Source organism: Acinetobacter sp. YH12096 (assembly GCF_013419215.1).
In the GTDB taxonomy this organism is placed as follows: Bacteria; Pseudomonadota; Gammaproteobacteria; order Pseudomonadales; family Moraxellaceae; genus Acinetobacter; species Acinetobacter amyesii.
This window is the reverse complement of sequence record NZ_VPAM01000015.1, coordinates 1-25,348: the sequence shown is the minus strand read 5'-3', so window position 1 is coordinate 25,348 and position 25,348 is coordinate 1. Positions and strand designations below refer to the sequence as shown.

26 protein-coding genes, 1 rRNA gene and 3 pseudogenes are annotated in these 25,348 nt (G+C 41.5%); 19 read left to right on the top strand and 11 right to left on the bottom strand.

Annotated elements, in window-relative coordinates:
- Positions 1-9: 9 nt before the first annotated feature.
- Positions 10-1,020 (top strand): AraC family transcriptional regulator, encoded by a 1,011-nt coding sequence (locus FTU36_RS08355; protein ID WP_180005120.1) that lies wholly within the window; start codon positions 10-12, stop codon positions 1,018-1,020.
- A gap of 50 nt (positions 1,021-1,070) precedes the next feature.
- Here FTU36_RS08355 and FTU36_RS08350 read toward each other — a convergent pair whose 3' ends face one another.
- On the bottom strand, positions 1,071-1,340 hold the full coding sequence (locus FTU36_RS08350) for a hypothetical protein (RefSeq protein WP_180005121.1): 270 nt from the start codon (positions 1,338-1,340) through the stop codon (positions 1,071-1,073).
- 204 nt (positions 1,341-1,544) lie between these two features.
- Here FTU36_RS08350 and FTU36_RS08345 point away from each other — a divergent pair, with 204 nt between their 5' ends.
- The 3 genes from FTU36_RS08345 (at position 1,545) to FTU36_RS08335 (ending at position 5,417) form a co-directional block, all read left to right on the top strand.
- On the top strand, positions 1,545-2,750 hold the full coding sequence (locus FTU36_RS08345) for an acetyl-CoA C-acetyltransferase (RefSeq protein ID WP_180117431.1): 1,206 nt from the start codon (positions 1,545-1,547) through the stop codon (positions 2,748-2,750).
- 11 nt (positions 2,751-2,761) lie between these two features.
- Complete coding sequence (locus FTU36_RS08340; RefSeq protein ID WP_180117428.1) at positions 2,762-4,894, top strand: 3-hydroxyacyl-CoA dehydrogenase NAD-binding domain-containing protein; 2,133 nt, start codon at positions 2,762-2,764, stop codon at positions 4,892-4,894.
- Between the two features lie 184 nt (positions 4,895-5,078).
- The gene (locus FTU36_RS08335; RefSeq protein ID WP_078190097.1) at positions 5,079-5,417 is read left to right on the top strand and encodes a hypothetical protein; all 339 of its coding nucleotides are present in this window, start codon (positions 5,079-5,081) and stop codon (positions 5,415-5,417) included.
- Positions 5,418-5,496: 79 nt separating this feature from the next.
- Here FTU36_RS08335 and FTU36_RS08330 read toward each other — a convergent pair whose 3' ends face one another.
- Both FTU36_RS08330 and FTU36_RS08325 read right to left on the bottom strand, forming a co-directional pair.
- Positions 5,497-5,922 (bottom strand): GNAT family N-acetyltransferase, encoded by a 426-nt coding sequence (locus tag FTU36_RS08330; protein ID WP_252725871.1) that lies wholly within the window; start codon positions 5,920-5,922, stop codon positions 5,497-5,499.
- A gap of 11 nt (positions 5,923-5,933) precedes the next feature.
- Positions 5,934-7,158: pseudogene (locus FTU36_RS08325) on the bottom strand (SAM-dependent methyltransferase).
- A 107-nt stretch (positions 7,159-7,265) separates the two neighbouring features.
- Between FTU36_RS08325 and FTU36_RS08320 the strand changes: the two are divergent.
- Positions 7,266-7,898, top strand: coding sequence for a hemolysin III family protein (locus FTU36_RS08320; protein ID WP_180117426.1), 633 nt, complete (start codon positions 7,266-7,268; stop codon positions 7,896-7,898).
- 154 nt (positions 7,899-8,052) lie between these two features.
- The gene (locus FTU36_RS08315; RefSeq protein WP_111885003.1) at positions 8,053-9,366 is read left to right on the top strand and encodes an MFS transporter; all 1,314 of its coding nucleotides are present in this window, start codon (positions 8,053-8,055) and stop codon (positions 9,364-9,366) included.
- A gap of 293 nt (positions 9,367-9,659) precedes the next feature.
- Here the strand turns inward: FTU36_RS08315 and FTU36_RS08310 are convergent, their stop codons facing one another.
- Positions 9,660-10,670, bottom strand: a complete 1,011-nt coding sequence (locus FTU36_RS08310) for a metallophosphoesterase (RefSeq protein ID WP_180022878.1) — start codon at positions 10,668-10,670, stop codon at positions 9,660-9,662.
- Between the two features lie 104 nt (positions 10,671-10,774).
- On the opposite strand from FTU36_RS08310, the gene FTU36_RS08305 reads away from it, so the two are divergent.
- Positions 10,775-12,394 (top strand): phospholipase D family protein, encoded by a 1,620-nt coding sequence (locus tag FTU36_RS08305; protein ID WP_257224812.1) that lies wholly within the window; start codon positions 10,775-10,777, stop codon positions 12,392-12,394.
- A gap of 42 nt (positions 12,395-12,436) precedes the next feature.
- On the opposite strand, the gene FTU36_RS08300 is transcribed toward FTU36_RS08305, so the two are convergent.
- Positions 12,437-13,261 carry a 1-acyl-sn-glycerol-3-phosphate acyltransferase gene (locus FTU36_RS08300; protein ID WP_180117467.1) on the bottom strand — a complete coding sequence of 275 codons (825 nt, stop codon included), beginning with the start codon at positions 13,259-13,261 and terminating at the stop codon, positions 12,437-12,439.
- Between the two features lie 410 nt (positions 13,262-13,671).
- Between FTU36_RS08300 and hflX the strand changes: the two genes are divergently transcribed.
- The 6 genes from hflX (at position 13,672) to FTU36_RS08270 (ending at position 17,908) form a co-directional block, all read left to right on the top strand.
- On the top strand, positions 13,672-15,006 hold the full coding sequence (gene hflX, locus FTU36_RS08295; RefSeq protein ID WP_168379555.1) for a ribosome rescue GTPase HflX: 1,335 nt from the start codon (positions 13,672-13,674) through the stop codon (positions 15,004-15,006).
- A gap of 43 nt (positions 15,007-15,049) precedes the next feature.
- On the top strand, positions 15,050-15,421 hold the full coding sequence (locus FTU36_RS08290) for a hypothetical protein (protein WP_168379556.1): 372 nt from the start codon (positions 15,050-15,052) through the stop codon (positions 15,419-15,421).
- A gap of 11 nt (positions 15,422-15,432) precedes the next feature.
- Positions 15,433-16,107 carry an LrgB family protein gene (locus tag FTU36_RS08285; RefSeq protein ID WP_180111379.1) on the top strand — a complete coding sequence of 225 codons (675 nt, stop codon included), beginning with the start codon at positions 15,433-15,435 and terminating at the stop codon, positions 16,105-16,107.
- Between the two features lie 248 nt (positions 16,108-16,355).
- Entirely contained in the window at positions 16,356-16,808 is a 453-nt protein-coding gene (locus FTU36_RS08280; RefSeq protein WP_111884999.1) for a DUF2147 domain-containing protein, read from the top strand.
- A 60-nt stretch (positions 16,809-16,868) separates the two neighbouring features.
- The gene (locus tag FTU36_RS08275) at positions 16,869-17,318 is read left to right on the top strand and encodes a DUF2147 domain-containing protein (protein WP_168379558.1); all 450 of its coding nucleotides are present in this window, start codon (positions 16,869-16,871) and stop codon (positions 17,316-17,318) included.
- A 143-nt stretch (positions 17,319-17,461) separates the two neighbouring features.
- On the top strand, positions 17,462-17,908 hold the full coding sequence (locus FTU36_RS08270) for a DUF2147 domain-containing protein (protein WP_180117421.1): 447 nt from the start codon (positions 17,462-17,464) through the stop codon (positions 17,906-17,908).
- A gap of 52 nt (positions 17,909-17,960) precedes the next feature.
- Here the strand turns inward: FTU36_RS08270 and FTU36_RS08265 are convergent, their stop codons facing one another.
- The 3 genes from FTU36_RS08265 to pdxA are packed head-to-tail and all read right to left on the bottom strand — an operon-like array spanning position 17,961 to position 20,624.
- Positions 17,961-18,806, bottom strand: coding sequence for a symmetrical bis(5'-nucleosyl)-tetraphosphatase (locus FTU36_RS08265; protein WP_180065347.1), 846 nt, complete (start codon positions 18,804-18,806; stop codon positions 17,961-17,963).
- Between the two features lie 6 nt (positions 18,807-18,812).
- Positions 18,813-19,625, bottom strand: a complete 813-nt coding sequence (gene rsmA, locus FTU36_RS08260; RefSeq protein ID WP_168379561.1) for a 16S rRNA (adenine(1518)-N(6)/adenine(1519)-N(6))-dimethyltransferase RsmA — start codon at positions 19,623-19,625, stop codon at positions 18,813-18,815.
- Positions 19,626-19,655: 30 nt separating this feature from the next.
- Complete coding sequence (gene pdxA / locus FTU36_RS08255; protein ID WP_168379562.1) at positions 19,656-20,624, bottom strand: 4-hydroxythreonine-4-phosphate dehydrogenase PdxA; 969 nt, start codon at positions 20,622-20,624, stop codon at positions 19,656-19,658.
- Between the two features lie 781 nt (positions 20,625-21,405).
- Between pdxA and rplM the strand changes: the two genes are divergently transcribed.
- Together rplM and rpsI are read left to right on the top strand one after the other, a co-directional pair.
- The gene (gene rplM / locus FTU36_RS08250; RefSeq protein ID WP_004722943.1) at positions 21,406-21,834 is read left to right on the top strand and encodes a 50S ribosomal protein L13; all 429 of its coding nucleotides are present in this window, start codon (positions 21,406-21,408) and stop codon (positions 21,832-21,834) included.
- 12 nt (positions 21,835-21,846) lie between these two features.
- Complete coding sequence (rpsI, locus tag FTU36_RS08245) at positions 21,847-22,233, top strand: 30S ribosomal protein S9 (RefSeq protein ID WP_078190115.1); 387 nt, start codon at positions 21,847-21,849, stop codon at positions 22,231-22,233.
- Positions 22,234-22,295: 62 nt separating this feature from the next.
- On the opposite strand, the gene FTU36_RS08240 is transcribed toward rpsI, so the two are convergent.
- Positions 22,296-22,541, bottom strand: a complete 246-nt coding sequence (locus tag FTU36_RS08240; RefSeq protein WP_180005134.1) for a hypothetical protein — start codon at positions 22,539-22,541, stop codon at positions 22,296-22,298.
- Positions 22,542-22,705: 164 nt separating this feature from the next.
- Here FTU36_RS08240 and FTU36_RS08235 point away from each other — a divergent pair, with 164 nt between their 5' ends.
- From FTU36_RS08235 to FTU36_RS08225, 3 genes are read left to right on the top strand one after another with little or no spacing between them, the layout of a single operon-like run.
- Positions 22,706-23,359, top strand: coding sequence for a glutathione S-transferase N-terminal domain-containing protein (locus FTU36_RS08235; protein ID WP_180005135.1), 654 nt, complete (start codon positions 22,706-22,708; stop codon positions 23,357-23,359).
- Positions 23,360-23,386: 27 nt separating this feature from the next.
- The gene (locus tag FTU36_RS08230; RefSeq protein WP_180041717.1) at positions 23,387-23,815 is read left to right on the top strand and encodes a ClpXP protease specificity-enhancing factor; all 429 of its coding nucleotides are present in this window, start codon (positions 23,387-23,389) and stop codon (positions 23,813-23,815) included.
- Positions 23,816-23,833: 18 nt separating this feature from the next.
- The gene (locus FTU36_RS08225) at positions 23,834-24,475 is read left to right on the top strand and encodes a hypothetical protein (protein ID WP_180041715.1); all 642 of its coding nucleotides are present in this window, start codon (positions 23,834-23,836) and stop codon (positions 24,473-24,475) included.
- A 141-nt stretch (positions 24,476-24,616) separates the two neighbouring features.
- Here the strand turns inward: FTU36_RS08225 and FTU36_RS08220 are convergent.
- Positions 24,617-24,957: pseudogene (locus FTU36_RS08220) on the bottom strand (IS3 family transposase); the annotation flags it as partial.
- Positions 24,958-24,989: 32 nt separating this feature from the next.
- Here FTU36_RS08220 and FTU36_RS16725 point away from each other — a divergent pair.
- Positions 24,990-25,115: pseudogene (locus FTU36_RS16725) on the top strand (hypothetical protein); the annotation flags it as partial.
- A gap of 123 nt (positions 25,116-25,238) precedes the next feature.
- Here FTU36_RS16725 and rrf read toward each other — a convergent pair.
- Positions 25,239-25,348 (bottom strand): 5S ribosomal RNA (gene rrf, locus FTU36_RS08215); the annotation flags it as partial.

The window sequence follows — 25,348 nt, the reverse complement described above, 5'->3', positions numbered from 1 at the left end:
GGATTAAACATGAGTCGTGATACGATCAGTATCCATTTCGTCAACGCAGCCTTAACTGGTGTGAGACGTCTCGGCATGGATGTCGAAACTTTATTGTCTCATGTTGGCATTGAGGCTGAACTTCTACGCCAACCCAAAGCCCGTATTTCACCTGAACAATACACACGTTTTATTAAAATGTTGTGGATGGTGACCCAAGACGAACATGTCGGTTTTGATATTCAACCGCGCCGCTTGGGTACTTTTGCCATTATGTGCCAATTGATTATTCATGCAAAAACCCTCGGTGATGCACTCGAATTGTCTTCGCAGTTCTACAAACTGTTTGGTGATGAATGGTCGGTGACACTAGAACGTGATAAGCACGAAGCACGTTTAGTTCCTCAAATTCCAAAATCTATGGACCCAGACCATTTCATTACAGAAAGTATGCTGATGATTTGGCATGGTCTCGCTTCTTGGTTGATTGAACGTCGTCTGCCTTTAGAGCGTGTTCACTTCGGTTATGAACGTCCTGAACATGCTGACGAATATGATGCCTTGTTTTTTGCACCTGTCATGCAGTTTGATACACCACGAACTGAAATTACATTTGCAGCGGATTATTTAGATTTACCCATTCGTCAAAACGAAGAAACGCTTGAAGAATTCTTAAAAGCGGCTCCTGCACAGTTATTGGTTAAATTTAAAAATACCAATTCATTAACATCTCGTATCCGTGATGTGCTGAAGAGTCAAATTGGCGAAGAAATGCCAACCTTGAACGATGTTGCGTCAATGCTGTATCTATCGCCACAAACACTTCGTCGTCGTTTAGCCGCTGAAGGTAAGAGCTACCAAGGTGTAAAAGATGCTTTACGTCGAGATGCTGCAATTCACTTATTGCTTAATCCAGACTTAACGCTTGAAGATGTTGCACAGCAAGTCGGCTTTAGTGAAACCAGTACTTTCCACCGTGCATTTAAAAAGTGGACCGGTGTAACACCAGGCCTATATCGCCAATTACATGGTTATCATTAAGCAATATTCAAAAATAGCATTCTCTAAAACCTGATCTCGATCAGGTTTTTTTATTTCGGAAAATCTGCACGTTGTTTTTGACAAAGCAATGGATCGACGGGCGTGATCACGCGTTTGCCATCCTGTATCCGATACATTTCTGCCTTGGTCACATGATCATTTCGATCATACTCACAGGCTAAACCGCCCGTCCCCTCATCTGCGGGATGAATGCCATAGATCATATAAATATAAAAACCGATCAAGCATACAAAACCTAAGCAGCCTGCAAAAACAAGCCAAGCCAGACCTTTCAATACTCGCTTCACATTTTTATGCATGCAGATCTTCAATATGTACTGAATCGATAGCAACTGATCTTAACCGATCCTCGGTATCAATATGCAGGTTGATTTTTATCTTATTCAGCAGCAAGCGTTGACCAAAAATATCAAACGACTCACCCGTTCTCATCATTGCACTGGCTTGATTAATCCGTACACTCAAAAAACCAATAAAAATTTATAGATCATAAGGACAGGATTATGAGCGAGGCTTACATCATTGATGCCATTCGCACACCGCGCGGCAAAGGAAAAAAAGACGGTTCACTACATGCCGTTAAACCGATTAGCCTACTGACCGGTTTATTGAACGAATTACAAAACCGACATCAATTTGACACCGCTGCAGTAGACGACATTGTACTGGGCTGCGTGACCCCCATTGGTGACCAAGGTGCGGACATTGCCAAAACCGCAGCGATTGCGGCCGGATGGGACAATGATGTGGCAGGCGTACAAATCAACCGTTTTTGCGCCTCAGGTTTGGAAGCCGTAAATATGGCTGCACAAAAGGTGCGTTCTGGCTGGGAAGATCTGGTGGTTGCAGGCGGTGTAGAGTCGATGTCTCGTGTGCCGATGGGCAGTGACGGCGGCCCTTGGGCGCTCGATCCTGAAACCAATATGGCTTGTGATTTTATACCACAAGGCATTGGGGCAGATTTAATTGCTACCATTGACGGTTATAGCCGAGCAGATGTGGATGCCTTTGCAGCCAACTCTCAGCAAAAAGCCGCCGCAGCGCAAGCCAATGGTTACTTTGACCAATCTGTCGTTCCAGTTAAAGACAAAGCAGGCGTCACTGTTTTAGCCAAAGATGAATTTATTAAACCAACGACCACAGCAGAAGGCTTAGGCAAACTCAACCCAAGTTTTGCCATGATGGGTCAAATGGGCTTTGATGCCATCGCCTTACAAAAATATCCTGAAGTCGGCGCAGTCAACCATGTACACCATGCAGGGAACTCATCGGGCATCGTTGATGGTGCTGCCGTAGTATTGCTTGCCTCTGAAAAAGCGATCAAGGAACAAGGCCTAAAACCGCGTGCCAAAGTGCTTGCCACTGCATTGGTGGGTGCAGACCCAACCATTATGCTGACTGGCCCTGCACCTGCTGCACGTAAAGCCTTAGCCAAAGCTGGCTTAACCATTGATGATATTGACCTATTTGAAGTGAACGAAGCTTTTGCAGCAGTCGTGATGCGTTTTATTACCGAACTCAAGGTTGACCCTGCCAAAGTCAATGTGAATGGCGGTGCAATTGCATTAGGACATCCGCTGGGTGCAACAGGCGCCATGATTTTAGGCGCCCTGATGGATGAACTAGAACGCCAAGGTAAAAAACGCGGCTTAGCAACACTTTGCGTGGGTGGCGGTATGGGCATCGCAACGATTATTGAGTTGGTATAAGGAGAATAAAAATGAGCGCAATTCAATTTGAAAAAAATGCCGACAATATCGTCATTTTAACTTTAGATTCTCCAAACCAATCTGCCAACACCATGAATGCAGACTTCCGCACGGCACTGGCTGAAACGGTAGACAAACTGCAAGCAGATGAAAATATTGCAGGGATTATTTTTCGTTCCGCAAAAAAAACCTTCTTTGCCGGCGGCGACTTAGACGAACTGATTCAAGCTACACCTGAGCATGCGACAGAATTCTTCAATATGATTGAAGAGATGAAAGCTAAACTGCGTTATATCGAAACCCGTGGCATTCCAGTTGTGGCAGCTTTAAATGGCACAGCGCTTGGCGGTGGCTGGGAGTTAGCACTCGGCTGTCATTATCGTATTGCGCTTAATGATGCTAAGGCTAAATTTGGCTTGCCTGAAGTGACCTTAGGCTTACTGCCGGGCGGTGGCGGTATCGTCCGTATGGTACGTTTATTGGGTCTGCAAAATGCATTTCCACTCTTAATGGAAGGCAAACAAATTGGTGTCGAAAAAGCCAAATCATTAGGGCTGATTCAAGACACTGCAGATAGCCTTGAAGAATTGATGGACAAAGCCATTGCGTGGGTCAAAGCCAATCCAAAATCACAGCAGCCCTTTGATGTAAAAGGCTATAAAATTCCGGGCGGTACGCCATCGACTCCTGCTGTGGCGCAAATGCTCGCCATTGCCCCCGCTATGCTGCGTGACAAAACCAAGGGCTGTTACCCTGCGCCTGAAGCCATTATGTCGGCTGCTGTTGAAGGCGCTCAGGTCGATGTTGATACGGCGCTCACGATTGAATCACGTTACTTTACTTACCTTGCAACCGGTCAAATTTCTAAAAATATGATCGGCACCTTCTGGCATGGTCTCAACGCTATTAAGTCTGGTGCAAGCCGTCCAAAAGACGTCGCGAAATGGCAAGCCACCAAAGTTGGTATTTTAGGTGCAGGCATGATGGGTGCAGGCATCGCTTATGCCACGGCATCAAAAGGCATTGCAGTTGTACTCAAAGATGTTTCTGTTGAAGCAGCTGAAAAAGGTAAAGCCTATAGCCAAAAACTGCTAGATAAAAAAGTATCTCAAGGTCGTTTAAGTGCAGAAAAACGTGATCAAGTTTTAGGACTGATTCATGCCACTGCAGATGCTGCCGACCTACAAGGCTGTGACTTGATCATTGAAGCTGTGTTTGAAAATGTCGAACTGAAAGCCAAAGTGACGCAAGAAACAGAAACCTATCTGGCAGATAGCGGCATTTTTGCATCCAATACCTCTACTTTGCCTATTTCAGGTTTAGCCAATGCATCTCAAGATCAAGCTAAATTTATCGGTCTGCATTTCTTTAGTCCTGTCGACAAAATGCAATTGGTCGAAATTATTAAAGGTAAAAACACGTCAGCTGAAACCTTAGCCAAAGCCTATGACTATGTACAGCAAATTGGCAAAACACCAATTGTGGTGAATGACAGTCGCGGCTTCTTTACCAGCCGTGTCTTTGGCACCTTTGTGCAAGAAGGTTTACGTCTACTGTCTGAAGGCGTACACCCTGCCCGCATTGAAATGGCTGCACTAAAAGCTGGCATGCCTGTAGGCCCATTGGCGATTCAAGATGAAGTGTCTTTAACACTCTCTGAACATGTCGCGGCCGAGACACGTAAAGCCTTGCAAGCTGAAGGCAAAGACCTGCCTCGCTCAGGAGTGGATGACGTGATTCAAACGATGATTCATGAGTTTGGCCGTAAAGGTAAAGCTGCCGCCGCAGGTTTTTATGAATATCCTGAAGGCGGTAAAAAGCACCTCTGGGAAGGCTTGAGTAAATGGCAGAAAGATAATGCTATTTCTGAACAGGAAATGATTGACCGCTTCCTATTTGTACAGTCGCTCGATACGCTACGCTGCCTAGAAGAAGGTGTTTTGGAATCGACTGTCGATGGCAATGTCGGTTCAATCTTCGGGATTGGTTTTGCCCCTTGGACAGGTGGTGCACTTCAATTTTTAAATCAATATGGTTTGGAAAAAGCGCTATTGCGTGCCAATACACTAGAAGCAAAATATGGCGAACGCTTCAAAGCACCGCAATTGCTGAAAGACAAAGTGGCGAAAGCTGAGAAGATTTAATTATTCATTTTGAGCATGCAAATTTTGCTGTTCAATCACATCAAAAGGAGCTTCGGCTCCTTTTAATTTTCCTTCGCATTCGCGTGTTTGCAAACAAGTCTAGATTTTACGCGAACTCTCATCTGTTTTATGTTATAAAGTAACAAGTTTTTTGATTTCTTTTTATCCGATTGAGTAGCTTGTTATGACTGATCATACTTCTCCTGAAAAATCACCGTGGGGCTGGAAAGCACTGATTATCTTCTGTATTTTAGGTGCGCTATTCATGGGTATTTTCTGGCTTGCTGTGACCAATGAACCAGACTATATGCCGAGCCAACAGAAAAAAGACAATACTCAACAGCATGCATTTAAAAATGCCCCTGTGATGTCAGAAGAAGCGTTGAAAAAGGCGCAAGCTGATCAAGCAGCTCGTGAAGCTTCTGCGCCGACTGCAGCAGATATGCATATGACTGAAGAACAACATGCACATATGGATGACATGAGCCCTGAACCTACTGCATCGAATGATCATGGCCACTAAGCTTTGACCCAATCTATGCAATAAAAAAACGCTTAAAATATTAAGCGTTTTTTATTTATAGCTGTCCAATTTTAAGTATTTAAGCCAAAGCCATATACATATCTTGATGCGGAATACCACAATCTAAATATTCATCACCTTCAACAACAAAACCCAACGCTGCATAAAAAGGGATAGCATGCACTTGTGAAGATAGTTTTAAATATTCACGTTGCTCTAATGTCGCTTGTTGAATGATGGCTTGCATCAAGATTTTACCAATCCCCTGACCGCGATGAGCCTTTAAAACAGCAACACGACCTATACTGTTATTTTTCAACAAACGTGCAGTTGCAATAGCTTTCATCCCATCATGAACAATAAAATGCAGTGAAATCTCATCTTCTGCATCCCATTCATCTTCGGGCGATATCTGCTGTTCTAAAATAAAGACCTGTTCACGTATCGATCGAGCTGCAGATGCCAGTTGCTCCCACGGACCGAATTGAATATTTAACTGCTGCATCCCTTCATCCTTTAGCATTTACAGCCAATATCTTGCTGGTCCCATTGATCATTTAACAATAATTCCAAGGAATGCTTTTGAATGCCATACATGTCTTTTAAAGCTTGGATCTGCGCCAATACCGCTTGATCAGGCTCGACATAGTCTGCACGTTTGGTTGCCAAGATCATTTTATTTTTTACTGGTATGCTCAAGTGCCACAAATTCAAAGACTTTGGTTTCATAACCATATGCTTTCAATAAAAGTGCACGAATCGTGTCAGTAAGCATCTCTGCTTGCTGGCCCGCATGAATGCCAAATTGCAACATCGGTGCAAGTACTTGCGGCGCTTTCAATTGCGGACGCAATTCTTTATGACAACACGGCGCACACATGATCATTTGCGCATTTAATCGAATGCCGGTATGAATCGCAAAGTCCGTTGCTACATCACAAGCGTGCAGTGCAATCATGACATCTAAGCGCTCAGGCGCATATGTACGAACATCGCCTTGGAAAAAATCCAGTTGGCTGAAATTCGACTGCTGCGCAACGCTTTGGCAAAATTCCACCATTTTCGGATTTAGCTCAACCCCTGTCACTTTAGGCACTTGCTGGTGTTTTGCTAAATAATCATATAATGCAAAAGTCAGATAGCCTTTACCTGAACCAAAATCCACGACATGTAGAGATTGATCGGTTTCTTTGATCTGGCTTAAAGCGCCTGAAAAAATTTCTACAAATTTATTAATTTGTTTCCATTTACGTGCCATGCTCGGAATAATTTGTGCTTTTGCATCCGTAATACCGAGTGGCTGTAGGAAGTAGCTGTCTTGATCGACATAGCGGTGTTTCGCTCGATCATGTCCTTGCTGCTCCGTAGGATTTTTCCCTAAGGCTGGCTGCTTTTTGCTGATGCTTAGCATGGCTTTCTTTTTATTTTTCTTAAGCTGAATTTCTTCATCCAAGGTCATCAGGTTGGCTTGCTTACAACAACTCAATAAACTTTCGACTTGTTGATATGCAGATGCGATTGGATAATTTTTGGTAATATCTTGGGTTTTGTAACGATATAAACAGCTGAGAAATGACTCACCTTGCAGCGAAATGACTCGTAAGGTCATTTTTTCTAATTGGTCTAATTCACCTTTATACTGACTCAAGATCATGCGATCAAAACGCTGTGTTTCAATGGCTTGCTGAAAGGCTGCTAAAAATTGCTGCTCTTGCGTAGAGGGAGAAGCCAAAGATGACATAATATAAACCTAGATAAATTTGCAAAACAATTTTAAATCTTCTTACACCAAAAGCAAAATTGAATTACTATACATGTGTATATTTAAATTATTATAAAAGATACGTTATGAATGCTCCCCATCTTTTAGCTTATGACCCAGCTGAAGAAAGACTGAATTTCTATACCCATGCTTTCGGTGCAGCGTTGTCTGCTATTGCAGGTATCTTACTGATTTTAAAAGGCTCATGCCTTCCAACTGGACAATGGCTTGCACTTTGGGTGTATGCATTCAGTATGCTGTTATTGTTTTCAGCGTCGAGTCTATATCACTTCGCAGAGTCTCCTGAGCGCCGTGGTTGGTACAAAAAGCTCGACCATACCGCAATCTATTATTTGATTGCAGGTACTTACACCCCGTTTCTGGCAATCGCACTGCCTACTGCAAAAGCGCATTATTTACTCATTGCACTGTGGGTTATTGCCGCAATTGGGACACTATTCAAATTAATTTTCATTCATCGTTTTCAAAAGATTTCGTTGATTGCTTATTTGGTGATGGGATGGCTTGCGGTACTGGTAATGGATGATATGCAACGCTTTTTATCTGATCAAGCTTTAACCTACCTGATCATTGGCGGGCTATCTTATACAATCGGTGCATTGTTTTATGCCTTAAAAAAGGTAAGATATACACACGCTATCTGGCATATTTTTGTATTGATAGGTGCAGGATCACATTTCCTGTCGATTTATCTCTAAGTGATATAACCCACTGACACTGCATTCTTTAGTGACCCTAATTCCGCAGTTCGTAAGTTGGTATTTCGTATTTTTTTAAGAAATTACGCCTTTTTTAAAAAGATTACGCTTTTAAAACTAAGTTCAATTATTTTTAGTAAGTGTAAGGTCCACCATGGCGTCTTCAAGTGCTGCTGCCACTGAACAGCAACCAACAAATTCAAAATTCCGCGTACTTACAGCAAGTCTTGTAGGTACCACAATCGAGTTCTTCGATTTCTACATCTATGCAACTGCGGCTGTAATTATCTTCCCGCATCTGTTCTTCCCTGCAAGTACAGATCCAACAACCGCAACGATCCAATCTCTAGCAACGTTTGCAATTGCCTTTATTGCTCGCCCGATTGGCGCAGCATTCTTTGGCCATTTAGGTGACCGTATCGGTCGTAAAGCCACATTGGTTGCCGCACTCCTCACCATGGGGATTTCGACGGTATGTATCGGCTTGCTTCCAACCTATGCTCAAATTGGTATCGCTGCTCCGCTCATGCTTGCGCTTTGTCGTTTAGGTCAAGGTCTTGGTTTAGGTGGTGAATGGTCAGGTGCCGTTCTGCTTGCAACTGAAAATGCGCCAGAAGGCAAACGTGCTTGGTATGGTATGTTCCCACAATTGGGCGCGCCAATCGGCTTTATTCTTGCAACAGGCTCATTCTTGACCTTAGGTCACTTCATGTCTGAAGCTGAGTTTATGCAATGGGGCTGGCGTATTCCATTCATTGCAAGTGCTCTATTGGTTATTGTCGGTCTGTGGATTCGTTTAAAATTACATGAAACACCAGCGTTCCAAAAAGTATTGGATAAGCAAAAAGAAGTAAATATTCCGTTCAAAGAAGTGATCACTAAGCACTGGGGGATGTTAATTCTCGGTACGATTGCCGCGATTTGTACATTCGTTGTGTTCTACTTAACTACAGTATTCGCTTTACAATGGGGTACAACGCAGCTGGGTTACACACGTGAAGAGTTTTTAAAACTTCAACTGGTTGCCACACTTTGTTTTGCTGCTTTCATTCCACTTTCTGCTGTATTTGCTGAAAAATTTGGTCGTAAAACAACTTCGATTGCGGTGTGTGTTGTATCTGCATTGTTTGGCTTAGTCTTCTCAAGCATGCTTGAGTCTGGCAGTACTGCGATGGTGTTCTTATTCCTATGTATCGGTCTTGCGATCATGGGTTTAACCTATGGTCCAATTGGTACGGTATTGTCTGAAATCTTCCCAACGTCTGTACGTTACACAGGTTCAGCTTTAACCTTTAACATGGCAGGTATTTTTGGTGCATCTTTCGCGCCATTGATCGCAACTAAACTTGCAACTGGCTATGGTTTATATGCAGTAGGTTACTACCTGACTGCAGCATCAATCCTTTCATTGATCGCGTTTTTAATGATTCGCGAAACCAAAAATGATGATGTGAATAATCAGGTTTAATCTGCACATAATAAAAAAGCCAGCACATATTGCTGGCTTTTTTATGTCTCAAATTGAGTCAATGAACTGATGAATACTCTGTAGTTGACAGCATTTTGATGTAATTCATGAATGCAGCTTAGATCCAACTGAGCAATACACATCATCTGTTCCAAGACACTGTCATTCACTCAACTTCAAACAGCAAATGTTTAATGGCACGGTTCAATTTTATTAACAAAGCAAGGTCTGTAGCTCTTCATCAAGAGGAACAGTCACCAAACCGTTTAGCGATAATGAACGGTAGTTTTTGATTAAACCAACTCGATAATATCAATGGTCGGTGGCACAAGAAAACGAAAAGGCACCCCAACCATGCCCGTACCAACAGTGACAAAGACATCTGCATTGTCATGCTGATATAGCCCTTTTTTATGACCTAAAATCGACACTTTTTTCATTACATAATCAGTCAACCACGGCAGTTCTACTTGTCCACCATGCGTATGACCCGATAACATCAATGGTCGTCCTGGCAGTTTAGGTACCATATCGACGGTATCTGGATTATGCGACAAAATGATCCAAGGCTTATCCTGTGGCAATTCTGGCAAATAGCGCATATCGGCTTTACCAGCCCATAAGTCCCCAACGCCTAATAAACGAAACTCATTAAACTCAACCACCTGCCCTTCGATATCCACCACATGATTACTTTCTAATGCATTTTTTAACAGCGCTTGAATAGGCGGACCGGGATATTGCTCATCATGATTACCATTCACCGAATAAATTGGAGCAATAATTTTTTTCAGTACAGCCAGTTCTTCAGCCAACTTATTTTCAGGTTCATAAGTCCAATCCCCTGCAACCACGACCAAATCAGGATTTTGTGCATTGATTTTATCGACGATCATTTTTAACTGACGTTCATGGCCCGAAAATAAACCAATGTGTAAATCACCAATTAAAGCAATGCGTACAGGCTTTAATAATTGTCGTGTTTCATGCAATTGATATTGGCATTTTTTTACCTGAATCATGTGCGGCTCGATAAATCGGGCATAGCATAAAAGGCCCGTAACAGCACCGACAAAAATCGCTTCATGCAGTGAATAATAACCACTCCAGCCTGCATAAAAGCTAAAGAAGAACAAAGGAATAAGTAAATACGAGAGATAAAATGCCAACAAATGTACGAAGGCTTTAAACGGATGAATCGTTTCCGTACGCGACTGACTTAACCAAGCTTGGGAAATTGCCCAAACGCCCAGCACAGCCAACCCGATATAAAAATACATCACTACGGAATCTAATTCCCACATACATTTGCTCTACAATTTGCCTAACGAGAAAACTCGGTCACTATATTTATCTTTCCACAGCTGACACTTATACTCAAATCAAATTTTTTAGTATGTCTAACAGTATGAACTCAGCTACACCGAAACAGCAAAATTTGCCCTTCATACACAACCACACTAAGGCGGTTTTGCTGAGTTGTAGCCTTGTTTTGACTTTATCTGCATGTAGTACCTTGCCTAAACAGCACACTCAACCTGTGGAATATGCCTTTAATACTCCTACAGACGATACTAGCCTTGCCAAAATTGTGTTGCCGCTACGGGAACAAAATCCTAACTTAACCGGTTACCACGTTCTTTATGACCCATTAGAAGCCTTAGCGGCTCGAATCGAGCTAATCAATAAAGCCGAAAAAAGTTTAGATCTACAATACTATATTTGGGATAACGACAAAATTGGTGCTTTGGCCCTACATGCCATGATCAAAGCTGCAGATCGTGGGGTGAAAATTCGTTTATTGGTCGATGACAACAATGCCAAAAAAATGGAAGGCATTTATATGGCACTCGACCAACATGCCAATATTGATGTCAAACTGTATAATCCCTACCGCTTCCGACATTTCCGCCCTGTCGATATGGTGCTGGATCTAAAACGCATCAACCGCCGTATGCACAACAAAAGCTTTATTGCAGACAATCAAATTGCTCTGATTGGTGGTCGCAATATGAGTAACCAATACTATAACGTCAGTGATAATTATCAATTTTCCGATGTCGACGTCATGTTGGTCGGTGCGGCATCCGATGAAATCATTCATTCTTTTGATGAATATTGGAATGATGATTATGCCTTTCCAGTACGCCAATTGGTCAATCCACGCCACTATAGCTTGCGCTTTGACAGTCTCAAACAACAACTCGATGACTATAACCAAGAAGCCACTGTGGTCAATTATTTGGACTTAGCCAACCGTTCACATGCCTTTGATGACTGGCTCAACAATAAAATCCAATTTGACTGGGTCAAAGCCGAAGTGGTCAAAGACTCCCCGAGCAAAATCAAATCTAAGGCCAAAAAAGAAGAGCATCTCAACTTTCAGCTGCTCAACCGTTTAGATAAACCGGAGCAAAGTGTCGATATCGTTTCAGCCTACTTTGTTCCAGAAAAACAAGGTGCGGAACGCCTAAAAAACCTCAGTGCCGATGGCGTGAAAGTCAGAGTCTTGACTAACTCATTCCAAGCCAATGACGTGCCTTTGGTTCATGCTTTTTATAGTAAATATCGTCAGGATCTATTGGAACACGACGTTCAACTCTATGAGTTTCTCTCTAGACCTGATGCAGAAAATCTCAACACCAATACCAAAGAGCTCGCTGAAAAATCCAAAGTTAGTCTGAAAGGTTTAAGCCGTTCGAGCTTGCATGCCAAACTGATGGCAATTGATGAAAAACAAGTTTTTATTGGTTCATTTAACTTTGACCCTCGCTCAGCATATTTAAATACTGAAATTGGGGTATTACTGAATAGCCCACGCTTAGCCAAAGCCGTCCACTACACCATGGATGAAAATTTGAGTAAATATGCCTATAAGTTAGTGCTCAATGCAGACCAACAGATCAATTGGAAAATTAAGCTGTCAAATGGTCAAACGCGTATTTATCCACGTGAACCGAAAATCAAGTGGTGGCAAAAAGCGGGGGTTAAATTTGTCTCTTGGTTGCCGCTCGAAGGCTTTATGTAAGGATCGTGCTGCAAAGGCATCCCCTTGCAGCGTATCATTAAATTATTTAACTTCAACTGGAACTGGCACTTTAAGGACTTTAGCTTGAAGCTCAGCTAATCCCTGATTCATTTTTTGCTGTACTTCTTGCGTCAGGCTTTCAACAGTATGACCTGCCGAATCAATTGCCGGCAATGTCATCAGATGCGCGGTGACATTCGGCATTTCCAAGACATTTTTGACATGTCGATCAAAGCTAATGTCTCCGACATAGGGCGCAATATTGTCCAGTTCACCGTCCTGATTCACATAGCAAATTAAGCAAATTTGGACTGGACGTTTGGCTTCAATCGCTGCACCTAAAATACGACCATGAATTTTTTTAATTTTGCTGCCATCCGAAGTCGTGGCTTCTGGGAAAAAGAGTACCGGCGTATCTTGTTTTAAGAAGCCCGTAATTTGTTCTTTAATTTTAATCGAGTCGCCAGAGCCACGCTTAATAAATAACGTGCCACCGCCTTTCGCCAAATTACCGAATACTGGCCATTTTTCAATTTCAGCTTTAGCCAAAAAGAAAACACGTGCACCTGAACCCAAAACTGCAACGTCTAACCATGAAATATGATTACTTACCCAAAGGGCGGGTTGACGTGGAATTTCACCATGCACTTTGACTTCAAGATTAAATACTTTGCATAACTTGCGACAAAAATACTGCACATAGCGGGTATTTTGCGGGTTATTCGGGTCTTTATACAATTGATGACGATAAACCAAATAAAAACCCTGCGTCACGGCAACAGCTGCTGCACCGACTTTTTTACAATACAAATAAAATTTTGAAAACACATTAATTTGCGGTGTATTGACGATTTGAGGTTGATTCATAAACGGTTCACTGAAAGGACACGGTGCCACAATTTGGCGTAAATTTTCATCATCATATACCGAAGACAGTTTTTTTGCATTGATCATAAAAACCGAAGTCGAAGATAATATTTCCCCATTTTAATCGTTTTTAAAAATCAAATATTATTTTTATATCGGTTTTAAAGGTTAAAATTATGAATCATTCATATTCAGACAATCCCCCTATTTCTTCATGGCAAGCGTTAAAAGCCATTGCTGGTTTTTCATTGATATATGTGAGTGTGCTTTTCTTATTGGCGCTGAGCTTTCGAAGCTTTCTCTAATTGAATAGCACGACATACAGAACTTAGCCATTAATCCCTCACTTAGATTAACCCTCGCACTGCATTTTCGCCTAAAATGAATCTTTAAACAGGAGTGTGTGCTGAGTGGAAAATTTAAATCAACATCAAGCGAGCGGTGAACGTGTAATTTTAGTCAGCGTGGCAGTACAAATGCTCGCAGACCTTGATGCCGAAGAATTCCACTTATTAGCTCAATCTGCAGGTGCCAATATTCTGCAACATGTGCATGCTCAGCGTATTAAACCTGATGCCAAATTATTTATTGGCTCAGGGAAGGCGGAAGAAATTGCAGAAGTGGTTGCAGAGCATGAAGTAGAATTGGTTATCTTTGACCATGCCCTCACCCCTGCCCAAGCACGTAATCTTGAACGCATCATGCGATGTCGTGTGGTCGATCGCACGGAATTAATCTTAGATATTTTTGCTCAACGCGCACGCACCTATGAAGGTAAATTGCAAGTTGAGTTGGCCCAATTACAACATATGGCTTCACGACTGATTCGTAGTCGCGGCGATCTCGATAGCCAAAAAGGCGGGATTGGCTTACGTGGACCGGGTGAAACCCTGCTTGAAACCGACCGTCGTCTACTCAAGCTCCGCATGGGACAACTCAAAGCAAAACTTGAGAAAGTCCGCCAAACACGTATGCAAGGTCGTGTGGCACGTCAAAAAGCCGCAGTTCCGACCGTGTCATTGGTCGGTTATACCAATGCGGGTAAATCGACCTTATTTAATAATTTAGCAAAAAGCGATGTCTATGCAGCAGACCAACTGTTTGCGACGCTTGATCCAACCTTACGCCGTCTACATTGGGATGGCATCGGCAACTTAGTGCTCGCTGATACCGTAGGTTTTGTGCGTAATTTGTCGCACTCATTGGTCGAGTCCTTTAAAGCCACCTTAGAAGAAACCTTGGAGGCGACCTTATTGTTACATGTCATTGACTCCAGCAGTCCAGACATGATGGAACAAATCGAGGCTGTCGAAAAAGTACTGAAAGAAATTGGTGTCGATGTTCCGATTCTGCGCGTTTATAACAAAATTGATGTCAGTGGTGAAGATCCTAAAATCATCTATGGCAAGCCTCATCAGCCGGAACGTGTTTATGTCTCAGCGCATAGTGGTAAAGGTCTACCCTTATTACGCCAAGCGGTTCAAGAATGCTTAATGGGTCAAATTCAAAGCTTTGAAGTCCATCTAAAACCGGCTTATGGTAAATTAAGAACACAACTGTATGCGCTCAATGTGATCCAAAATGAAAGTTATGATGAACAAGGCAACTTAATTTTGCATGTCATCATTGCCCCACATAAGTTAGAACAACTGATTAAACAGGCGCATTTACCCATTGATGAAATTTTGGGAACACGTGCGCAACAATTCCAACATCCTCTTGAAGAATTTGAAATTAAAGATTAAATCGGTTAAAACTTGATTTGTATAATTTTAACGAAAGACAAAAATGGACTGGATCAAGCGCATCGACTGGAAAGCCTGGATAGGCACTCTTGCATTAATTATTCTTTTCCGTGAAGGTGCGGTCTGGGTCATGAAGCAATTCAGTCACCCCGAATTAGGCAATCTCGTCGGACTGATTAGCTTGCTGATCGTGCTTTCATTTTGGAGAAAATTCAACAAAATTCCAGCCAGTTTGGTCGATACCAATAATAAAATCATGAAAGAAAGTGCCTTTGCCTTCTTACCCATTAGTGCAGGCTCATTGCTGATGATGATGCATTTAGGTGATGAAATTCCAATGTTTTTGATTGTTCTCTTTGTCAGCACCCTCATACCGCTGTGGGTCTACGCAAAAATGTCTAAGAAATGGCTATAAGGAGAATCAACATGCTTTCAATCATCTCTGGATTCATCATTACCCTGATCGCCTATCTTGTCGCAAAACCCATTAATAAAAAATTACCGCAAATCCCCGTGATTGTGATTGGGATGTTTTTCGTCATTGGTATGCTCTATCTGTTTGGCATTTCCTATGAAAGTTATATGACACAGGTGAATCCACTATTCAATAACTTACTCGGCTATGTCACGGTGGCTCTAGCCATTCCTTTAGCAGCGATGCGTTACGATGACTTACCATTAAAAGCCGTAGGCGGGATTTTAGTCTTTGCCAGTATCAGTGCCGTTGCCCTCCCTATGGGGCTGGCTTATTTACTGCATCTGTCTGATCCAACCATTATGGCTTTCGCTACACGAGCTGTGACGACCCCTATTGCCATCAACATTGCTACGCTACTGCATTCCCCGATTCCTTTGGTGATTTTGATTGTGATTTTATCAGGGGTGATTGGTGCAGCATTTTCACCCATCATACTCAAAAATATTCATGATGAACGTGCATCAGGACTCGCCTTAGGACTTGCTGCACATGCAATTGGCACAGCTCAAGCTTGGCAGCGCGGCAGCATTGCTGGGCGCTATGCGGCATTTGGCATGGCGGTAAATGCAGTATTCACAGCAATCTGGTTGCCAACTTTCATACTCTATCTACAAAATATGTGACTGAGCAATCACTTTTAAATGATTGTTTTGTATAAAAAATAAACTTAATATAAATTCTAGGGTACACCACAATACATTGAACGATGTGCTGTGGATGTTACATTTTTGGTAAAGGCACTTTTGTGCAACATGTCAACTTTCCCGAATAAAATGTAAATATTTAGGCTTAGAGTAGTTGCTCTAAGTTCAAATATTACCTAGTATGATCAATAAACCCTCACAAAGTGTATTGATAAAGGATTATTAATATGATCGAAAAAAGTTTGAAATGGGCTGCATTATTTGGTGCTGTAGTCACAAGCTCTGCACTCTATGCTCAAGATCTTACAGGGACTTGGCAACAAATTGACGATAAAACCGGTTCGCCTAAAGCACTGATCGAAATTCGAAAAGATGCCAAAGACACCTATACCGGCAAAATTGTGAAAGTGACGCCACGTCCGGGTTATACACCAAAGGAAAAATGTGTGAATTGCCCTGCACCTTATACCAACCAGCCTATTTTAGGGATGGATGTATTTAAGGGGCTAAAACTTGAAAGTGAAAATACCTACTCTCAAGGAAAAATTATTGATCCTTTAGCAGGCAAAATTTACAGCTTAAAAGGCAAAATTTCTGCCAATGGTAAGCGCTTACATTTACGTGGATATCTGGGGATTTCCGCAATTGGTCGTACACAGACATGGATTCGCGCTGAATAAATTTTAAATTTATTCAGTAAATTGATTTGATATAGGTGAACCACCTACAGGGAATATCTGATGAAAAAATTAAAAGTGAGCCTCTTATTCTTAGCTGCTGTAATGAGTGGTTCAGCTTTTGCTCAAGACCTTTCAGGAACTTGGCAACAAATTGATGATAAAACAGGTTCACAGAAAGCCATTATTGAAATCCGTAAAGAAAGTAATGGCACATTCGTGGGTAAAATCATCAAAGTGACGCCGCGTCCGGGCTATACACCACGCGACACCTGCGTAAACTGCCCTGCACCCTACAAAAACAAGCCAATCTTAGGCCTTGATATCTTAACAGGTTTAAAACATATTGAAGGCACTAATAACTACGACAAAGGCCGTATTATTGACCCTCTTTCAGGCAAAGTTTACGACACAAAAATCCGTTTAAATGCCAGTGGGAAACGCCTAACTTTACGGGGTTATATGGGTGTTTCTGCACTTGGTCGTAGCCAAACTTGGATTCGCCAAGAGTAACCTCAAACAAGTAAAAAAACCGCCGACATGGCGGTTTTTCTTATTCCGAATATCTTCAAATTATTTTTAAATTAAAGTTGACTATTCTCGTAAACTTTCTAACATACATGTTCATAAATCACGCTTCTCGGGGACAAGCGATTATGTTTAAAAAAATATTATTCAGCCTATGTACATTGGGTCTGATGAATGTCGCATTTGCAAATGACATTGCTGGCACGTGGCAACAAATTGACGATAAAACAGGAGCTGCCAAAGCGATTATTTCGATTCACAAAGAATCAAATAATACATATACCGGTAAAATTATTAAAATTACGCCACGTCCGGGCTATACACCACAAAAAAACTGCAATAAGTGCCCTGCACCTTATACCAACCAACCGATTCTCGGCATGGAGATTATTAAAGGCTTAAAACAAATAAATAGCACCAATAATTATGAAAAAGGTCGCGTTATCGATCCATTGGCGGGTAAAATTTATGATGCAAAAATTCGTTTAAATAGCACTGGTAAACGTCTCACTTTACGTGCAAGTATTGGTGTTTCAGTACTTGGTCGTAACCAAACTTGGATTCGTCTAGACTAATCCTCACACCAATAAAAAAGCCGCTTCAATGCGGCTTTTTTATTTTAAATACTTACATTACAGGATTATCGACCGCAAACATGCGCTGATCTTCTAAACGATAGGCCATCAACTGATTGCCCCAAACACATCCACCATCCACATTTTGGATTTTTGCTGAAATGCTTTTTCCTTGCAAAGCCGCCCAATGGCCAAACAGGATTTGATGGGTCTGTGCTGCTTGTGACTCAAACTCAAACCATGGCTGAAAACCCTTTGGCATAGGGTCATCGAGTGAATCTTTAAAACTAAACTCTAAACGGCCTTCTGCATCGGTTAAGCGCATGCGGGTCAAATAGTTGGTAATACAGCGTAAGCGTGCATGACCAGACAAATCATCCGACCATAGGTTCGGCTCTTTACCATACATCACTTGAAGAAACGCATCGACCACATCAAAGTCGTCATGACCAATCACCGCTTCTACTTCTTTTGCCAAGTCTGCGGTTTGTTGCGCAGTCCAATTCAAAGGAATACCCGCATGAGTCAAAATGGTTTGCTCATTCGGAAATAGACACAGCGGCTGCTTGCGTAGCCAATCGATTAGATCATCACTTTCTAAAGCGTGAATCACATCATCGATATTGTCTTTAGGATTAATATCCTTAATACCGCGAGCGCATGCCAGTAAAGTCAGATCATGATTGCCCAGTACCGTCGCTGCAACTTCACTATCCACTAATTTTTTGATGAAACGCAAAGCACCTACCGAGTTTTCACCCCGTGCAACAAGATCACCTGCCAACCATATAAAATCTTGGTCTGCATCAAACTTGATCTCTTTCAGTAAAGCTTTTAATGCTTCAAAACAACCTTGAACATCACCAATGACATAGTTATAGCGAATAGAGCGAGTCATAATTATTTAAGCCACCATTTGATCTGCTAATGCGACAAATTCTGCAAGTGTTAGAGTTTCCGGACGCGCCATTGGATCAACCCCTGCATTTTCAAAACCATCTTCAACCAGCATGCCTTTTAAGCTGTTACGCAAGGTCTTACGGCGCTGAGTAAAGACATGTGAAACCAAACGCGCAAGCGCTTTTTCATCTTTCGCCACAATCGGTTTAATAGCATAAGGCTCTAAACGGAATACCGCAGAGGTTACTTTTGGCGGCGGATTAAATGAACCCGGCGGCACTTCAAATAAAAACGTCGGTTTACAGAAGTATTGGATCATCACCGATAAACGGCCATATTCTTTAGTATTCGGTGAAGCGGTAATACGGTCCACAACTTCTTTTTGCAGCATGAAGTGCATGTCTTTGACTTTGTCGCCAAACTCCAAGAGATGGAACAGCAGCGGTGTCGAGATGTTATACGGTAAGTTACCAACCACACGCAGTGGACGGCCTTCTTGGAATAATTCAGTAAAGTCGTATTTTAACGCGTCAGTTTCAACAATGGTTAAACGTTCAGGATGTGGCACACGGCCCGGCAAACCTGCGGCTAAGTCACGGTCCAGCTCAACCACCGTTAAAGCATCGCACTCACCAATTAAAGGCGATGTGAGGGCAGCAAGACCCGGACCAATTTCGACAATATTGTCACCAGTACGCGGATTTACCGAACGTACAATTTTGGCAATGACACGTTGGTCATGTAAGAAGTTTTGACCAAAACGCTTACGCGTGTGATGCCCTTCATCTTTTGGGTTTAAGGCATTAATTTGATACATAGACATTTCCAACGTGTAAATAAGACAAAATCATGGATGCGCTAAATCAAGCGCCAAGTCCACAGCTACATGTAAACTTGAGCTTTTCGCAAGACCAGTACCTGCGAGGGAGAGTGCTGTACCATGATCGACAGAAGTACGAATAAACGGTAAGCCCAAAGTAATATTGATGGCTTCACCAAATCCCTGCGATTTTAACACAGGTAAACCCTGATCGTGATACATCGCCAAAACCGCATCTGCATCTTTTAAATTTTCAGGTGTAAATAAGGTATCAGCAGGTAGACTCAGGCTCATATTCCCCCCTTGAGCGCGATAACTCTCAAGCACCGGATTAATCACTTCAATCTCCTCCATGCCCAAATAGCCATCTTCACCCGCATGTGGGTTTAGACCGCACACCAAAATATGCGGATGATCTTTTTTAAATTTGGTTTTTAAATCATGAATTAAAATATCAATGACTTGATGCAAACGTTCTTGAGTAATGGCATCTGCAACATCACGAAGCGGTAAATGTGTTGTTGCTAATGCGACACGGAGCGTTTTTGTAGCAAGCATCATCACGACACGCTCAACGCCTGCAAATTCTTGATAAAACTCCGTATGTCCGCTGAAATGGATACCAGCATCATTGATAATCGACTTTTGCACAGGCGCTGTGGCAACACCAACACTTTTGCCTGACATCGCATAATCTGCAGAACGTCGTAATTGCTCCAACACATAAGCTGCATTATTCACATCTAACTGACCTGCAATAACTGGTTTAGTCACAGGTACATGTTCCACATAAAGCTGACCTAGAGCTGCCGACTCATCCTGCCCAACATAGTCGATCAGTTCAACTTCGAGCTTTAATTGTTGAGCGCGCTTGAGCAGCAAATCTTTATCAATAAGAACCACAATTGGCCTTTCATCTATTCGATTGGCTAAGCTCAAACAAATATCAGGTCCGATACCTGCGGGTTCACCGCTCGTGATATATAAAGGCAGCATGGGTTTATCCTGTGTGTGCAATAACATTATTATACTGTGTGATGCACATGACAGACCTAATTTTATTGACTAAAAATACCTGACAAAACTCAAAAATAAGCGCGTTGTACGACATTGTATGGAATGAAATCGAAAGCAAAACCTAAAATGTCAATGATCCAAATCAATGCAAATAAGAATCATAATGCCGCGCTGAACGACTGACACATGCTGCGGGTACTTCGTTATCAACCAAAAAGACATAACGCTCACAAGCAATAATCCAATCAACAGATAAACAGATAAACAGATAAACAGATAAACAGATAAACAGATAAACAGATAAACAGATAAACAGATAAACAGATAAACAGATAAACAGATAAACAGATAAACAGATAAACAGATAAACAGATAAACCAATAAATAACTAAGGAAAAATAAAGTGAGCATCATCAACAAAACGATGATCGCACCATCCGCCCCATGCAAATATACCAAATACAAAAAAGTTGGGCTTAAAATCAAGGTGCTACATAAGCCCATTAAATACCACCAATGTCGCAAAATAAGGGTTCAGATGTGTTTTTTAACAGATTAGAATTCGACATGATTTACTTTCATCCGCTTTTTTTATAATTTCTGGATTATCTACTGTTTATTGCTGAAGAAATATACTACAATACAGCGCTTGAAATTTTATATTTTCATTTGTGATTCTTCACGTATTCGTATAGAATCGCGTCTCCTTTTGTTTGGACAGCTTCCATAGTCCAAACCAACTATAATAGGTAGTGGTTTAATGAAAACTCTCAGCGCTAAGCCAGCTGAAGTTCAACACGACTGGTACGTTGTTGATGCTTCTGGCAAAACTTTAGGTCGCCTTGCGACTGAAATCGCTCGTCGTTTACGCGGTAAGCACAAAACTTCTTATACTCCTCACGTTGACACTGGTGACTACATCGTTGTTATCAATGCTGAGCAAGTTCAAGTGACTGGTAAAAAATCACTTGATAAGAAATATTATCGCCACACTGGTTTCCCTGGTGGTATTCGTGAAACTAATTTCGAAAAATTAGTTGCTCACAAACCAGAAGAAATCTTCGAACGTGCTGTAAAAGGCATGTTGCCAAAAGGTCCTCTTGGTTATGCAATGATCAAGAAAATGAAAGTGTACGCTGGTACTGAGCATCCACATACTGCTCAACAGCCACAAGTTTTGGACATCTAAGGGATACAGCACATGGCTACTAACTATGGTACAGGTCGCCGTAAGACCGCAACTGCACGTGTTTTCCTATCAGCTGGTACTGGTAAACTCGTAATCAATAACCGTTCTTTAGAACAATATTTCGGTCGTGAAACTGCTCGTATGGTTGTTAACCAACCACTTGAGCTTTTAGAAGCTACTGAGAAATATGACCTTTACATCACTGTTGCTGGTGGTGGTATCGGTGGTCAAGCAGGCGCTATCCGTCACGGTATTACTCGTGCATTGATTGCTTCTGACGAAACTCTTAAACCTGCTCTTCGTCAAGCTGGTTTCGTTACTCGTGATGCTCGTGAAGTTGAACGTAAGAAACTTGGTTTACGTAAAGCTCGTAAACGTCCTCAATTCTCTAAACGTTAATTCGTTTACCGAATCGGACAAAAAACCTTGGCTTATGCCAAGGTTTTTTTATGTCTTAATTTTTATGAAGATGATGCAAATAGAATAACGATCCGATAAACAAAAAGACTCAAACTCGCAATTAAGCATATAACCGACAGTGTTAGTGTAATTGTACAGATGGTCATTTTGCTTTTTTGTTCTAGGCTATCATCCTCTGCTCCATAATCAGAGGCATAACCTCCAGCGAGTGCCGTATAAAAGCCAATGCCCATAAAAATAACAGCAGCTAAAAATAATAATTTTTGTACAAGTGCAATGGTCATCATGCGGTGACGATCAGGTAAATGAATGACATGAAAAGCTATCAGATAAAATCAAATAAAACAAAACTGTAATTTTCACTGTAGCTGCATTGATATTGCTAAAGTCCCCGTGATTTTACTGTCTAATTTTAGTATCCTATCTTATTCATTTCTCATCGTCTCGGATTATGTCAGTCGAAAATGCACCTCTTCAAGGGATTACGCTTTACAGTCATGCGGATGACTTTCGCTCACACTGGATACGCTATGTACTTGCAGAGAAGCAAATCAAACATAATTTAATTATTGCTGATGATGAAGACGAAGATCTTGCAAGTTTAAATCCCTACAATCAACTTCCGATGATGATTGAAAATGGCCTAAAACTCTATAAAAGCAGTATTATTGCCGAATATCTGGATGACCGATATCGTCAAAATAAACTGTATGCAGATGCACCCATGCCTCGTGCAGAGCAACGTCAATATGTATGGCGCTTCGAACAAGATTGGTTAAGACTTGCCGATATTATGCTTCGCCATCCCGATACCCTCGATGAAAAAGCCAAACAAAAAGCACAAAAACAATTACGTGATACACTCATTTCACTAACCCCCTTGTTTCAGCATTATCCTTATTTTATGTCTGAACAATTTAGCATGTTAGACTGTATGCTCGCACCTGTATTTCTGCGCCTAAAAGCCATGGGGATTGAGCTTCCCAAACAGCAATGCCGCCCTATATTTCTCTATTGCCAACGCATCTTTAGCCGTCCTGCATTTATCAAATCGATGACATTGCAGGAAAAAAATCGCTATAGCGAGCTTTTAGCAAAAAATTAATTTCCCATAAATATTCGAGTAAGCATTATGTCTGAACAGGAACTACAACTCACTCCAACACGTCCATACTTAACACGGGCACTTTATGAATGGATTTGTGAAAACCAACTTACCCCCTACCTACTTGTCGATGCGACACAGAATGGTACGATGGTGCCAGTTCAATATATTCAAGATGGCCAAATTGTCCTGAATATCGCACCTCATGCAACGCATGCGCTACACATGAGTAATGAGACGATTACTTTCTCTGCACGCTTTGGTGGCGTTTCGCAAAACCTCTATATCCCCTTTTCTGCTGTTCTAGGCATCTATGCACGTGAAAATGGTCAAGGCATGTTCTTCGATCCTCAAGAATATGAAGGTATTCAGAATGATCAAAATGCTTTAAAATCAAACGACCAAGAACAACAAGAGCAACCGAAGAAAAAACCGGGTTTAAGGTTGCTCGATTAAAGAATAAGGAAGCGAATAATGGCTTTTGATTTAGTACAATATTTTGTCGAACAAATAGAATCTCAAAAGCCTACGCTTTTAAGTCATTTAAATCGTGAAGAAAAACGACAACATTTACGTGAAATTAATGCTTTAACCTTAGGTGAATTGATTCATCAGCTACGCATTAATGGTGAAAAGGTTTATCAAGAAATTACTCAGCCTGATGAACTCTATATTCAGGAAGTTTCACGTCATCTCACCACCAACCCTTCAAATGCATCAACATTAGAACGCTCTGAACTCGAAAACCTAACTACAGAAGTTTTTCATTTACAATTAAATGAATTAAAACAACTTCATGATACAGGCTCACATTCACCGCAAAGTATTCGAGAATTACTCAACGGACAAATTGAACATCTTTCTGGTCAAGCGGATGATTGGGTTTGGTCAACAAACAACCTAACAGAGCTCCTTGGTTCTAAACCAAATCTTCAAGAAGAGATATCATTAGAGGCATCAATGAAGGAGTTCAATCAAATGGTTAATCAACAACATACACAAGAAGACGTAACAACTGAAGTACAAGTACCGACTTGGTCAAAAATTGTAGAGCCAGTAGTTGCAGTGGTGATTCTATGGATTTTGGCATCTGCAGCATGTAATATTTTTGCTTAATTGACTTCATTTCTCTAAATCTATGACCTGCTTTTTAAGCAGGTTTTTTTTAATCGAATATTTAGGATATTGATATTTTAAATATAAAATTTACCCGATAAAGGTAGCCAAATAATGATCCCAGGCAGTATCGTGGACAACCTATCCCTCTAAATTCTTAAAATATTTCTGCTCAAAGGCTTCTGGGCTTAACCAACCATTTGCAGAGTGCCTTCTCACTCGATTGTAGTAAATCTCAATATAGTCAAACAAGACAACATTGGCTTCTTTTCGGGTCAAAAATACACTGCCATGTACCACATGACCTTTAAATGTGTGAAAGAAGCTTTCTGTTACTGCATTATCCCATGAGCAATATACTGCGCAAGGCCTCGTCTAGACATGCTTTGGATGCAGTTATTCATCAATAATAGCGCTCTAAAATCACGACTACAGTGCTGTGAGCCTTGGTCAGAATGGACCATGATATTCGTTGGATACCCGCCCACAATTCAAATTATGCAGTCATTGGCTTATGTTAGCCTGGATGATTTCAGAAGAACGAACCATTCATGAAATTTTAAATAAACCCTTTTATCATCCAACTTTAGAAGAAGGGTTAAGAACTGCATTAAAGCATGCACGACGTCAGTTAAGATAATTTTATCGTTTTAGGTCGATTTATAGCGTTGGATTTCCAACGCTTTATTATCGCCCCCTTTTATCTTTTTTCCACACATAAAAAAACACCCCCTGCACTAGTCAGAGGGTGTTTCGAATAATGAGCTGGCGATGACTTACTCTCACATGGGTAACCCCACACTACCATCAGCGCTAAGAGGTTTCACTTCTGAGTTCGGGAAGGGATCAGGTGGTTCACTCTTGCTATTGTCG